The sequence below is a fragment of the Corallococcus sp. AB018 genome (assembly GCF_003986945.1).
GTDB classification, from domain to species: Bacteria; Myxococcota; Myxococcia; order Myxococcales; family Myxococcaceae; genus Corallococcus; species Corallococcus exiguus.
In genome coordinates this window covers 22,861-34,518 of record NZ_RAWR01000102.1, presented here as the reverse complement: position 1 = coordinate 34,518, position 11,658 = coordinate 22,861, and the positions used below count along the sequence as shown (strand labels likewise).

Annotated in this window: 13 protein-coding genes; 2 read left to right on the top strand and 11 right to left on the bottom strand. The window is 70.4% G+C overall.

Annotated elements, in window-relative coordinates; genetic code table 11:
• Positions 1-58: 58 nt before the first annotated feature.
• On the top strand, positions 59-616 hold the full coding sequence (locus D7Y11_RS22110; protein ID WP_126934693.1) for a cytochrome c oxidase assembly factor Coa1 family protein: 558 nt from the start codon (positions 59-61) through the stop codon (positions 614-616).
• Between the two features lie 91 nt (positions 617-707).
• On the opposite strand, the gene D7Y11_RS22105 is transcribed toward D7Y11_RS22110, so the two are convergent.
• From D7Y11_RS22105 to fsa, 4 genes are all read right to left on the bottom strand, one after another.
• On the bottom strand, positions 708-1,673 hold the full coding sequence (locus tag D7Y11_RS22105) for an electron transfer flavoprotein subunit alpha/FixB family protein (protein ID WP_120577278.1): 966 nt from the start codon (positions 1,671-1,673) through the stop codon (positions 708-710).
• A 41-nt stretch (positions 1,674-1,714) separates the two neighbouring features.
• On the bottom strand, positions 1,715-2,512 hold the full coding sequence (locus D7Y11_RS22100; RefSeq protein ID WP_121752576.1) for an electron transfer flavoprotein subunit beta/FixA family protein: 798 nt from the start codon (positions 2,510-2,512) through the stop codon (positions 1,715-1,717).
• Between the two features lie 132 nt (positions 2,513-2,644).
• Positions 2,645-3,781, bottom strand: a complete 1,137-nt coding sequence (locus D7Y11_RS22095; protein WP_121752575.1) for an acyl-CoA dehydrogenase family protein — start codon at positions 3,779-3,781, stop codon at positions 2,645-2,647.
• 148 nt (positions 3,782-3,929) lie between these two features.
• Positions 3,930-4,595 carry a fructose-6-phosphate aldolase gene (fsa, locus tag D7Y11_RS22090; RefSeq protein WP_014399257.1) on the bottom strand — a complete coding sequence of 222 codons (666 nt, stop codon included), beginning with the start codon at positions 4,593-4,595 and terminating at the stop codon, positions 3,930-3,932.
• Between the two features lie 136 nt (positions 4,596-4,731).
• On the opposite strand from fsa, the gene D7Y11_RS22085 reads away from it, so the two are divergent.
• On the top strand, positions 4,732-5,805 hold the full coding sequence (locus tag D7Y11_RS22085) for an SIS domain-containing protein (RefSeq protein ID WP_126934692.1): 1,074 nt from the start codon (positions 4,732-4,734) through the stop codon (positions 5,803-5,805).
• On the opposite strand, the gene D7Y11_RS22080 is transcribed toward D7Y11_RS22085, so the two are convergent.
• The 7 genes from D7Y11_RS22080 to D7Y11_RS22050 are packed head-to-tail and all read right to left on the bottom strand — an operon-like array spanning position 5,806 to position 11,657.
• Positions 5,806-7,170: a hypothetical protein gene (locus D7Y11_RS22080; RefSeq protein ID WP_126934691.1), complete on the bottom strand. Its 1,365-nt coding sequence runs from the start codon at positions 7,168-7,170 to the stop codon at positions 5,806-5,808. It lies immediately after the preceding gene.
• Positions 7,167-7,706, bottom strand: coding sequence for a 2-amino-4-hydroxy-6-hydroxymethyldihydropteridine diphosphokinase (gene folK, locus D7Y11_RS22075; RefSeq protein ID WP_121752573.1), 540 nt, complete (start codon positions 7,704-7,706; stop codon positions 7,167-7,169). Before folK ends, D7Y11_RS22080 begins: the two co-directional genes overlap by 4 nt.
• The gene (locus D7Y11_RS22070; protein WP_120599242.1) at positions 7,703-8,470 is read right to left on the bottom strand and encodes a fumarylacetoacetate hydrolase family protein; all 768 of its coding nucleotides are present in this window, start codon (positions 8,468-8,470) and stop codon (positions 7,703-7,705) included. The genes folK and D7Y11_RS22070 overlap by 4 nt, the downstream gene beginning before the upstream one ends.
• On the bottom strand, positions 8,467-9,285 hold the full coding sequence (gene dapB / locus D7Y11_RS22065; protein WP_126934690.1) for a 4-hydroxy-tetrahydrodipicolinate reductase: 819 nt from the start codon (positions 9,283-9,285) through the stop codon (positions 8,467-8,469). Before dapB ends, D7Y11_RS22070 begins: the two co-directional genes overlap by 4 nt.
• A 14-nt stretch (positions 9,286-9,299) precedes the next feature.
• Positions 9,300-10,187 (bottom strand): 4-hydroxy-tetrahydrodipicolinate synthase, encoded by an 888-nt coding sequence (gene dapA, locus D7Y11_RS22060; RefSeq protein ID WP_121752571.1) that lies wholly within the window; start codon positions 10,185-10,187, stop codon positions 9,300-9,302.
• A 16-nt stretch (positions 10,188-10,203) separates the two neighbouring features.
• On the bottom strand, positions 10,204-11,445 hold the full coding sequence (gene lysA / locus D7Y11_RS22055) for a diaminopimelate decarboxylase (RefSeq protein ID WP_121752570.1): 1,242 nt from the start codon (positions 11,443-11,445) through the stop codon (positions 10,204-10,206).
• Entirely contained in the window at positions 11,442-11,657 is a 216-nt protein-coding gene (locus D7Y11_RS22050; RefSeq protein WP_120577268.1) for a hypothetical protein, read from the bottom strand. The genes lysA and D7Y11_RS22050 overlap by 4 nt, the downstream gene beginning before the upstream one ends.
• Between the last annotated feature and the right edge of the window lies 1 nt (position 11,658).

The window sequence follows — 11,658 nt, the reverse complement described above, 5'->3', positions numbered from 1 at the left end:
CCCCCGCTTCGTCCGGAACCGGCTATGACACGGCCCCAGGTCCAGGCCAGGAGGGCCCATGCCGTCGACGATGCCCGAGGGTGACTACGCACCCGTGCCCCGCCAGGGGTGGTGGAGCCGCAACTGGAAGTGGGCGGTGCCCGTGGGCTGTCTGGGGATGCTGGGCTCGTGCTTCTGCCTCGCGGCCATCGCCGTGGGCTGGGGCTACTCGTCGTTCAAGGACATGGGCGCGTACACGGACGCCATCGCGGAGGCCCAGGAGGATCCGCACGTGCAGCAGGCCCTGGGCGGCACCTTCAAGCCGGGCTTCCCCAGCAACACCCAGGTGAGCACCCGCAACGGGCGCACCCACGCGGAGTTCACCGTCCCGCTGGACGGCCCCAAGGCGGACGGCAACCTCCACGCCGTGGCCGACAAGAACGGCGAGGCGTGGATCTTCCGCACCCTCTACGTGCAGGTGGAGGACGGACAGCGCATCGACCTGCTCGACACGGGCGAGCCCTCCGCCGAGCCGCCGGAGCCGGAGGTGCCCCACGAGCTGGAGCCGGAAGACGCCGAGCCGTCGGAGCCGCCCGCGCAGAAGAAGCCCGGCAAGGACACCGACATCGAGCTGTAGGGCTCCGTCGGAAATGACGAAGGGCGCGCCCCGGGATGTCCCGGTGACGCGCCCCTCGGATGTCACGGCCCGCCTGGGAAGGCCGAGCGGACTACTTCAGCTTCTGGATGCCTTCGCGCAGCGCGGGCAGGACCTTGAAGAGGTCGTCCACGAGGCCGTAGTCGGCCACCTGGAAGATGGGCGCCTCCGGATCCTTGTTGATGGCGACGATGGTCTTCGAGGACTTCATGCCGGCCAGGTGCTGGATGGCGCCGCTGATGCCCGCGGCGATGTACAGCTTCGGCGCGACGACCTTGCCCGTCTGACCGACCTGCAGGTCGTTGGGAACCCAACCCGCGTCGCACACCGCGCGGGACGCGCCCACCGCGGCGCCCAGCAGGTCCGCCAGCGCTTCGACTTCCTTGAAGTCGCCCTTGGTGCCGCGGCCACCGGACACCACCACGCTGGCCTCGGTCAGCTCCGGACGGGCGCTCTTCACCTCGTTGAAGGACACGAACTTCGTCTTGGAGGCCTCCAGCTTCGGCTGGAAGGACTTCACCTCGGCGGACGCGCCCGCGCCAGCGACCGCCGAGAACTCCGTGGCGCGGATGCTGATGACCTGCACCGGCGTGTTGAGCTTCACCTCGGCGAACACGTTGCCGGCCCACATGGGACGGGTGAACGTGATGTCCGCGCCACCGCCGTTGATGGCGGTGATGTCGGTGGCCATGGCGGCCTTCAGCCGGGCGGCGACGCGCGGCAGCAGGTCCTTGCCCTGCGCCGTGGAGGCCGCGCCCACGAAGGTGGCCTTCAGCTCCTGTGCCAGCCCGGCGATGACGGGGGCGTAGACCTCCGCGAGGTAGTGCTCGAACTCAGGAGCGGCGGCGGTGTGGATGGCCTTGGCGCCGGAGCCCTTGAGCTCCTCCGCCAGCTTGGACGGGTCCTTGGACAACAGGACGAGGTGCAGCTCGGCGCCGGCCTTGTCGGCCAGCTGCTTGCCCGCGGCGATGGCGTTCAGGGAGGCCTTGCGCAGGTTCCCGTCCGGCTGCTGCTCGGCGACGATGAGGACGATGGACATGGTGTCTGTCTCCGGAATCGTTGGAAGGGTTGGGAGCGCGGTCAGACGACCTTCGCCTCGTTGTGCAGCTTCTCCACCAGGGTGGCCACGTCCGGAACCTTGATGCCCGCCTTGCGCGCCGGAGGCGACGCCAGCTTGAGCACCTGGATCTTCGGGGCCACGTCCACGCCCAGCTTCTCCGGCGTCAGCTCCTCGATGGGCTTGCTCTTCGCCTTCATGATGCCCGGGAGGCTGGCGTAGCGCGGCTGGTTCAGGCGCAGGTCCGTGGTGACGACGGCGGGCAGCTGGACCTCCACGGTCGCGAGCCCGTTGTCCACTTCACGCACCACCTGGACGCTCTTCTTGTCCGCGGTCAGCTTCACCGCCGGCGCCTTGGCCTTCTCCTCCGCGCTCTCCAGCGACTCCACCTTGGAGGCGAACGTGGCCTGGCCCCAGCCCAGGAACTCGGCCAGGTACTGGCCCACCTGGTTCTGGTCGTCGTCGATGGACTGCTTGCCCAGGAGGACGACGTCCGGCTTCTGCAGCTCCACGACCTTCTGGAGCAGACCGGCGATGCCCAGCTGATCCAGCGGGCCCGTGTGGTTCACCCACACGGCCTTGTGCGCGCCCATGGCCAGCGCGTGGCGCAGCTGCTCCTGCACTTCCTTGGGCCCGATGGAGACGACCACCACCTCGCCGCCATGGGCCGCGGCCAGGCGCAGGCCCTCTTCCACGCCGATTTCATCGAAGGGGTTGATCTTGTACTTCAACCCCTCCTTCACGATGTCCGAGCCGTCCGGCTTCACCTTGATCTTCGACTCGGGATCTTCCACGCGCTTGGCGGTGACGAGAATCTTCACGGCGGGCTCTCCTCAGTGGGGAGTGTTTGGAAATCGGGGCGGCTTGACGCGTCGCGCATCAGGGCCGGAGTAATAGACATCCGCACACGGCGGCGGCAACGGGAAAGCCCCGCCGGGCACAGTTTTGCTTTTCTACCTGAACAGTTCCTTCGCGATGACCAGGCGCTGCACCTGGCTCGTGCCCTCGTAGACCTGGATGAGCTTGGCGTCGCGCATCAGCTTCTCCACGGGGTATTCCTTCATGTAGCCGTAGCCGCCGAACACCTGCACGGCGTCCGTGGCGACCTTCATGGCCATGTCCGCGGCGAAGCACTTCGCATAGCTGGACTGGAGGGTGTTGCGCTGTCCTTCATCCAGCACCTGCGCGCTCTCGTAGGTGAGCAGGCGCGCGGCGTGGGTGTTCATGGCCATCTCCGCCAGCATGAACTGGACGGCCTGGTGCTCGCGGATGGCCTTGCCCATCGTGTGGCGCTGCGCGGAGTACTCCAGCGAGTGCTCCAGCGCCGCGCGGGCGATGCCAATGGAGATGCTCGCGGTGAGCGGGCGGCTGTTGTCCAGCGTGGCCATGGCGATCTTGAAGCCCTCGCCCTCCTCGCCGATGCGGTTGGCCACCGGGACACGCACCTCGTCGAACGTGACGGTGGTGGTGTTGCTGGCGCGCTGACCCATCTTGTTCTCGTGCTTGCCGGTGGTCAGGCCCTGCGGACGGCCCTCCACGACGAAGCAGGTGATGCCCTTGTGCTTCTTGCCCTTGTCCAGCGTGGCGAACACGGTGAACTGATCCGCGTAGCCGGCGTTGGTGATGAAGCACTTGCTGCCGTTGAGGACGTACTCGTCACCCTCGCGGCGCGCGGTGGTGCCCATGGCCGCCACGTCCGAACCCGCGGCGGGCTCCGTGAGACAGAAGCAGCTGAGCTTGAGCTTCTCCCCAAAGGGGGCCAGCAGGCGCTTCTTCTGGTCGTCCGTGCCGTGGAGGATGATGGGCAGGTTGGCCAGGTCGTTGGCGATGAGGGACGTGGCCACGCCCGCGCAGCCCCACGCCAGCTCCTCGCACACGATGACCTGCTCCAGGTGCGTCAGGCCCACGCCGTTGTACTCGGACGGGATGGCCATGTTCAGCAGACCCAGCTCGAAGGCCGCGGAGATGAGGTCCTTGGGGAAGTCGGAGGTCTCGTCGTAGTGGGGGGCCTTGGGGCGCACCACGTCACGGGCGTACTTGCGCGCGGCGTCCTGCAAGGCGCGCTGGGACTCGCTGAGCTGGAAATCCATGGGGCGTGCTCCGGGAGGGTTGATTCAAATATCAATCCGCTCCTCCTGCCATACCGCTCCCGCCGTCCAGGCGCCAGCCCCCGCGAGGGCCCCCCCGTCGTTCCAGGGACACCGGAACGGCGAGGGGGAGGCTCGGAAGCCCGGGTGGCTACTTCCCGGCGGGCTTGCCCTGCTTGGGGACCTTTTCCCAATCCGCGAGGAACTTCTGGATGCCCGCGTCGGTGAGGGGGTGGTTCGCCAGCTGGGTGATGACGTTGTAGGGCAGCGTGGCCACGTCCGCGCCCAGGCGCGCGGCCTGGAGGACGTGGACGGGGTTGCGCACGCTGGCCACCAGCACCTGCGTGGTGAAGTCGTAGTTCTGGTAGATCTCCAGGATGTGGGCGATGAGCTCCATGCCGTCCTGGGAGATGTCGTCCAGCCGGCCCACGAAGGGCGACACGTACGTGGCGCCGGCCTTGGCGCACAGCAGGGCCTGGTTGGCGGAGAAGCAGAGGGTGACGTTGGTGCGGATGCCGTCGGCGGTGAGCGCCTTGACGGCCTTCATGCCCTCCACGCCCATGGGAATCTTCACCACGACGTTGTCGTGGATCTTCGCCAGGCCCTGGCCTTCCTTGATGAGCTCCGGGGCCGTCAGCGACACGCACTCGGCGCTGATGGGACCGTCGACGATGGAGCAGATCTCCCGGATGGTCTCTTCCAGGTTGCGGCCGACCTTGGCCAGCAGTGACGGGTTGGTGGTGACGCCGTCCACGCAGCCCATTTCGTGGGCCTTGCGGATTTCGCCGACGTCCGCGCTGTCGATGAAGAACTTCATGCCGTCCCCTCGGTTTCCGGTGGTGAAGAAGGTTTCCCCGGCCACGGGCGGCCGGGCGGGCAGGCCGTAGCCCAGGCCCCCCCATGCGTCAAGGATGGCCGCCCACGGCGTGGCGGAGTAGAGGTAGCGCCCATCCATGGCCCGCGCTCCCCGCTCCACCGCCAAGAAGCCCAAACTGCGTGCCCTCCCCGGCCGCGCGCCGTCCCCTGCCCCCGTCAATCCTCGGGCCTGGGACGCGGATGACGAGGCCGCGCTCACGTACGCGCGCGGCGTGCTGGAGGCGGAGGCCCGCGCGATCCTGGGCGTCACGGACCGGCTGGGGGACGCGTTCCTGCGCGCGCTGAAGCTGGTGCGCGACTGCCCGGGGCAGGTGGTGGTGACGGGCATGGGGAAGGCGGGCCACATCGGCCAGAAGCTGTCCTCCACGTTGGCGTCCACCGGCATCCGCTCCGTGTTCCTCCACCCCGCGGAGGCCGTGCACGGCGACCTGGGCCGCGTGGGCGCGGGCGACGTCATCCTCGCGCTGTCCAACAGCGGCAGCACGGAGGAATTGCTGCGCCTCTTGCCCCTCTTCAAGCGCATGGGCACGCCGGTGGTGGCGCTCACCGGGGACGCGGACAGCCCGCTCGCGAAGGGCGCGGAGGTGGTGCTGGACATCGGCCGGATTGAAGAGGCCTGCCCCATGGGCCTGGTCCCCACCGCGTCCACCGCCGCGCTGCACGCCGTGGGCGACGCGCTGGCGATGACGCTCTTGCGCTCACGGCCCTTCGGGCGGGACGACTACGCGCTGCTGCACCCGGGCGGGAAGCTGGGGCGCTCCGTGCTGCGCGTCTTTGAATTGATGCGCACGGGCCCCGCGAACCCGCTGGTGCTGGACACCGCGCGGCTGTCCCAGGCGGTGGTGGTGATGACCAACACGCCGGGCCGGCCGGGCGCCGCGTGCGTGGTGGACCGCGACGGGAAGCTGGAGGGCATCTTCACGGACGGCGACCTGCGCCGGCTGGTGGAGCGGGGGCACACGGACTTCGAGGTGCCGGTGCGGCAGGTGATGGGCAAGCGCCCGCGCTGCATCACCCCGGACACGCTGGTGCTCACCGCCGCCACGCAGATGCGCGAGCTGAGGGTGGACCAGCTGCCCGTGGTGGACGTCGAGGGCCGCGCGGTGGGCCTGCTCGACGTCCAGGACCTGCTGGCGGCGAAGTTCGTGTAGCTACTGCGACAGCTTCGCCCGCAGCGCGGCCTTGTTGGGGTAGTTGGGTACGTCCTGGGCCAGCTTCTCCCAGAGGGCCTTGGCGCCCTTCGCGTCGCCCTTGGCGAGCAGCGTGTCGCCCAGCTTCTCCACCGCGCCCGCGTCGGACTCCAGCGCCACGCTCCACACGCGCGCGCCCATGGGGCGGCCCAGGCCCACCAGCGCCCAGGCCATGCCCGCCTTGGCGCGGCCGTTCTCCGGCTGGAAGGGCACCACGCGGGTGTAGTTGGCCAGGGCCTCCTGGTAGCGGCCGCGCGCCAGGTGCTCCTCGCCTTCATCCACCAGCTTGGTGAGGCCCGCCTCCAGCTCCGGCGTGCGCTCGGTGTTCTTCACCGCGTCCACCATCTCCGGCGACAGCGGGCGCGGCGCGTCCGACGGCAGCGCGGCGGCCTGCGCGGTGGACTGGGACAGGCGCACCTTGCGGTCCGCGGCGCGCGACGCGAGCCACTTCTTCCGGCCGCCCGCCTTCACCGTCTCCTCGATGCGCACGCTCAGCTCGCGGGCCATGGCCGCGCGCTGGGATTCCGGGTGCGTCGTCACCAGCGCGTCGAAGCCCTCGCGCGCGGACTTGAGCGCCTGGAGGTCCTCGCCCTTCGTCTCGAAGATCAGCGACGAGTGGGCATAGAGCGCTTCTTCGTGGCGGGGCGCCACCTCCAGCACCCGCGCGTACGCCTTCAGCGCGTTGGCGCTGTCACCGCTCAGGTACAGCGCGTTGCCGCGCAGCACGTCCACGTCCAGCGCGGGCACCAGCGCGGCCAGGGCGCACGCGGCGGCGCCGGCGGCGTCCCCGGACTTCGCGCGGGCCTGCGCCACGGCCGCCATGGAGTCCAGCGCCTGGCCCGGCGTGAAGCCGCAGTTGGCGGCCTCCGGGGTGGGGATGGCGGCGTTGCCCAGCTTCTTGCGGGACGCGAGGAACAGCGCGCGCGCGCCGTCCGCCTTGGCCTGCGCCTGGCCCAGGTAGGACAGCGCCTCCGCGTTGCGGCCGTTCATGTAGTAGAGCTTGCCCAGCGACGAGGCGATCTCGAAGGTCTTCTCCCGCTCGCGCAGGCCTTCGGACGAGTCGAGTTGCTTCATCAGCTCCTCGGCGGAGGGCGGCAGCTTGTTCGTGTCCACCGTGGGGTGGCCCGACGGCAGCGGCGTGCCCGGAGCCACGGGGGAGCCCGCGGGCATCGTGGGGTGGCCGGCGGGCAATGCGCCGTTGGGGGCGGCGCCCATGCCGGTAGGCGACGCCTGGGTGCCGGGCGGAATCGTGGGGTGGCCGGGAGGCAGGGAGGTGGGCTCGGCCGCGAGCAGCGCGGTCGTGGCCAGGACGAGGGACAGGCTCATAGTTCGTGGACGGGGAAACGGGCGCCCATGTCGGGCCAGAAGAGGGCCTCGCGCTTGCGGACGTCCTGGGGGGCGAGCTTCGCGAGCAGTTCCTGCACCGTCACGCCCAGCACCGGGTGGCGGGCGTCGGGGGCCAGCTCCGCCAGGGGCTCCAGCGCGAAGCGGCGCTTGTGCAGTTCAAGGTGGGGCACCTGGAGGTTCGCGTCCGCGACGACGGAGTGGTCCTCTTCGTCCCACAGGAGGATGTCCAGGTCGATGGTGCGCGGGCCCCAGCGCTGCGTCCGGCGGCGGCCCAGGTCCTGCTCAATCCGCTGGAGGATGCACAGCAGGCGCTGCGGCGTCAGGTCGCACTCCAGCGCCACCACGGCGTTGAGGAAGCGCGGCTGCGCGGGCCCCACCGGGGCCGAGTCATAGAGGGAGGAACAGCCCAGCACCGACACCGCGTCGATGCACGACATCGCGGCAAGGGCGGCCACGAGGTGGGACTCGCGGTCGCCCTCGTTGGAACCCAGTCCTACATAGACGGTCGCACTCAAGGCTCCATCTCAACCGGGTTCACCAGGGTTCCGATTCCCTCCAGCTCCACCTCCACCGTGTCCCCGGCCTTGAGCGCGCCCACGCCGGACGGAGTGCCCGTGCTCACCAGGTCGCCGGGCAGCAGCGTCATGATGTGGGAGATGAAGGAGACCAGGCGGGCGGGGCTGAACACCATGTCGGACGTGCGGCCATCCTGGCGCACCTGTCCGTTCACCCGGCACACCACCCGCAGGTCCGCGGGGGACAGGCCCGTCACGGCCCAGGGGCCCGCGCAGGCGAAGGTGTCGTAGCCCTTGGCGCGGGTGTGCTGGATTTCCTTGCGCTGGATGTCGCGCGCGGTGACGTCGTTGAAGCAGGTGAGGCCCCAGATGGCGCGCGCGGCGGTGGCCTCGTCCGCGTTCTTCAGGCGCTCACTGATGACGAGCGCCAGCTCCGCTTCGTAGTGCACTTCCTGGCTCGCCTTGGGGAGGCGGATGGGCGCACCCGGGCCGTTGAGCGCGGTGGAGGGCTTGGTGAAGATGAGCGGCTCCGTGGGGATGGGCTTGCCCATCTCCTCCGCGTGCTTGCGGTAGTTCTGGCCGATGCAGACGACCTTCGACGCGTCCGACGGCGTGAGCAGCGTGAGGCCCTTGAGCGAACGGCGCAGGCCGGTCTCCTTGCCGCCGGCCCACGGCGCGGCGGTGAGCACCACCACCTCGTTGCCGTCGACGCGGCCGTAGCTGGCACGGCCCTCGACCTGGAAGCGGCAGTAACGGGCGGTCATGTCTTCCCCTGGAGGCCGAGCACGTCGGCCATGTCATAGAGTCCCGGAGCGCGGCCCGCCACCCAGCGCGCGGCCCTCAGCGCCCCTTGCGCGAACTGATCACGGTTCGTCGCGCGGTGGGTGAGCTCGATGCGCTCGCCCTCGCCGAAAAAGTAGACCGTGTGCTCGCCCACGACGTCCCCGCCGCGCAGCGCCTGCACGCCAATCTCACCCGGCGGGCGGGCGCCCGTCTGCCCCTCGCGCGCGAAGGTGAGGTCGTCCTTCGTGCGGCCCAGCGCGTCCATCAGCACCTCCGCCAGCTTGAGCGCGGTGCCGCTGGGCGCGTCCTTCTTCATGCGGTGGTGCGCCTCCAGCACCTCCACGTCGAACGACGGGCCCAGCACGCGCGCCAGCTCCGCCGCCATGCGGATGACCAGGTTCACGCCCACGGACATGTTGGGCGCCGCGACAATGGGGATCCGCTTCGCGTGCGCTTCCAGCTGCGCGCGCCCTTCCGGCGTGAAGCCCGTGGTGCCCACCACCAGCGCCACGCCGCGCTCGGCGCAGATGCGCGCGTGCCGCAGCGTGGCCTCCGGGCCGGTGAAGTCCACGACGACGTCCGCCTTCGCGCCGTCCAGCGCGCGGCCCAGGTCGTCGTGCGCAATCACGTCCAGCGGCGCGCCCAGCCGGGCCACGAGCCCCGCGTCCTGACCGGAGAGGGGGCTGCCCGGGCGCACCGTGGCGCCCACCACCGGAAGGTCGCTGGCGGCCTTCGCCAGGCGCACCAGCGTGCTGCCCATGCGGCCGGAGATGCCGGTGATGACGGTGCGGGTCATGGCGCGCTTTCCCTTCAGGCCTTCAGCAGGCCCAGCCCGGACAGCTCGGCCTTCAACTTCGCGGCGTTCGCCTCGCCCATGGGCACGAGCGGCAGCCGGACTTCCGGGCCGAACATGCCCATCAGGTGCAGCGCCCACTTCACCGGGATGGGGTTGGACTCCACGAAGAGCAGCCGGTGCAGTGCGTTCATCCGCACCTGGAGGCCGCGCGCCTTCGCGATGTCGTTGCTCCGCGCCGCCGCCACCAGGTCCGCCATCATGCGGGGCGCGACGTTGGAGGACACGGAGATGACGCCCTTGCCGCCGCACGCGATGAAGGGCAGCACCGTGAAGTCGTCGCCGGACAGGAACGTCATCCGGTCGCCGCACTTCTCCACCAGGTCCACCGCGCGGATGAGGTTGCCCGTGGCCTCCTTCAGCGCCACGACCTCCGGGATGTCACACAGCTGGAGCACCGTCTCCGGCAGCAGGTCCACGCCCGTGCGGCCCGGCACGTTGTAGGCGATGAGCGGGAAGCCCGGGTGCGCCTTCGCGATGGCGCGGTAGTGCTCCACCAGGCCCGCCTGCGTGGGCTTGTTGTAGTAGGGCGTGACGATGAGCGCGCCGTTGGCGCCCACCTCGCGCGCGCGGCGCACGGAATCCATCGTCTCGCGCGTGCTGTTGCTGCCCGCGCCCGCCACCACCGGCACGCGGCCCTTCACCTCGTCCACGACGACGGCGATGGCGCGCGCGCGCTCGTCCGCATCCATGGTGACCGCTTCGCCGGTGGTGCCCATGGGCAGCAGCACGTTCGTGCCGCCGTCCAGCTGGAAGCGCACCAGGGCCCGGAAGGCCCCCTCGTCCAGCGCGCCGTCGAGGAACGGAGTCGCCAGCGCCGTCATGGAGCCTTCGAAGGTCTTCATTCCGGCGCTTATACGTTCAGGCCCGCTCACCGCGCCAGAGGTCCTCGACGCGCTCGCGCTCCCGTACGACACGCCAGGCCGCTCCGTCCACCAGCACCTCCGCCGGCCGGGGCCGCGAGTTGTAGGTGGAAGCCATGCTCATCCCGTAAGCCCCGGCGCTCATGAAGGCGTACAGGTCGGCCTGGCGGGGCAACACCAGGGGGCGCGCCCGCGCGAGCACGTCCGTGGACTCACACACCGGCCCCACGACGTCCACCTCCACGTCCCGGCCGCGGCGCTTCACCACCGGCTGGAGGTCATGGTGCGCTTCGTAGAGGGCCGGGCGCAGCAGGTCGTTCATGCCCGCGTCGACGACGACGAAGGTCCGCGCTTCGGTGGGCTTCCGGTACAGCACGCGCGTGAGCAGCACGCCCGCGTTGCCCACGAGCGCCCGCCCCGGCTCCAGCAGCAGCGTGGCCCCGGTGGCCTCCGTCGCGTTCAGCACCGTGCGCGCGTACTCCTGGGGGCTGGGCGGCGTCTCATCCGAATAGGTGATGCCCAGCCCGCCACCCACGTCCAGGTACTCCAGCGCGTGGCCCCGGGCCTTGAGCGTGACGTAGAGGTCCGCCACCTTGGTGAGGGCGGCCTTCATGGGGGCGGTGCGCGTGAGCTGCGAGCCGATGTGGCAGTCCAGCCCCAGCGCCTTCAGCCCCTTCATCTTCTTCGCCTTCGCGTAGAGGGCGACCGCCTCCTCGAAGGGCACACCGAACTTGGACGTCTTCAGGCCGGTGGAGATGTAGCGGTGCGTGCGCGCGTCCACGTCCGGGTTCACGCGCAGGGCGAACGGCGCGCGCTTGCCCAGCTTTCGCCCCACGGCATCCAGCGCCTCCAGCTCCTCCGCGCTCTCCACGTTGAAGAGCAGGAGGCCCTGGGACAGCGCCTGGGCCATCTCGTCCGGCGTCTTGCCCACGCCCGCGAACACCGTCCTGCCCGGTTCGCCGCTGGCCTGCTTCACGCGCGCCAGCTCGCCGCCGGACACGATGTCGAAGCCGCTGCCCAGCCGGGCGAAGAGGCCCAGGATGGCCAGGTTGGAGTTGGCCTTCACCGAGTAGCAGATGAGGTGCTTCTGCCCCTGGAACGCCTCCGTCACCGCCTGGAAGCGCTCCGTGAGCGCGGCGGTGGAGTAGACGTACGTGGGGGTGCCCACCGCGTCCGCGATGGCGGGCAGCGGCACCTTCTCGGCGTGCAGCACGCCCTTCTGGTGGTGGAAGAAGCTCACTCGGGCAGCCCGGCGTCCACGGTGGACGGAGGCACCGTGGGGCCGGAGGGCTCCACGGGTCCGCGTGGCGATTGCTGCGCGGGAATCGTCTCCGCCGTGGGCGCGGGCAGCGGCGCCGGCCGGGGCGCGCGGGGGCTGCCCTTGATGCCGCACGCCACCAGCGCGAACGTCAGGCTGGCGGCGGCGAACAGCCGCGGGAGGGAGGAGCGCATG

What these genes read in the sequence shown, in the direction of transcription:
- dapA (WP_121752571.1), bottom strand. Translation starts at nt 10,187, where the DNA reads ATGAAGACCTTCGAAGGCTCCATGACGGCGCTGGCGACTCCGTTCCTC.
- D7Y11_RS22085 (WP_126934692.1), top strand. Translation starts at nt 4,732, where the DNA reads ATGGCCCGCGCTCCCCGCTCCACCGCCAAGAAGCCCAAACTGCGTGCC.
- dapB (WP_126934690.1), bottom strand. Translation starts at nt 9,285, where the DNA reads ATGACCCGCACCGTCATCACCGGCATCTCCGGCCGCATGGGCAGCACG.
- D7Y11_RS22095 (WP_121752575.1), bottom strand. Translation starts at nt 3,781, where the DNA reads ATGGATTTCCAGCTCAGCGAGTCCCAGCGCGCCTTGCAGGACGCCGCG.
- D7Y11_RS22110 (WP_126934693.1), top strand. Translation starts at nt 59, where the DNA reads ATGCCGTCGACGATGCCCGAGGGTGACTACGCACCCGTGCCCCGCCAG.
- D7Y11_RS22050 (WP_120577268.1), bottom strand. Translation starts at nt 11,657, where the DNA reads ATGCGCTCCTCCCTCCCGCGGCTGTTCGCCGCCGCCAGCCTGACGTTC.
- fsa (WP_014399257.1), bottom strand. Translation starts at nt 4,595, where the DNA reads ATGAAGTTCTTCATCGACAGCGCGGACGTCGGCGAAATCCGCAAGGCC.
- D7Y11_RS22070 (WP_120599242.1), bottom strand. Translation starts at nt 8,470, where the DNA reads ATGACCGCCCGTTACTGCCGCTTCCAGGTCGAGGGCCGTGCCAGCTAC.
- D7Y11_RS22080 (WP_126934691.1), bottom strand. Translation starts at nt 7,170, where the DNA reads ATGAGCCTGTCCCTCGTCCTGGCCACGACCGCGCTGCTCGCGGCCGAG.
- D7Y11_RS22105 (WP_120577278.1), bottom strand. Translation starts at nt 1,673, where the DNA reads ATGTCCATCGTCCTCATCGTCGCCGAGCAGCAGCCGGACGGGAACCTG.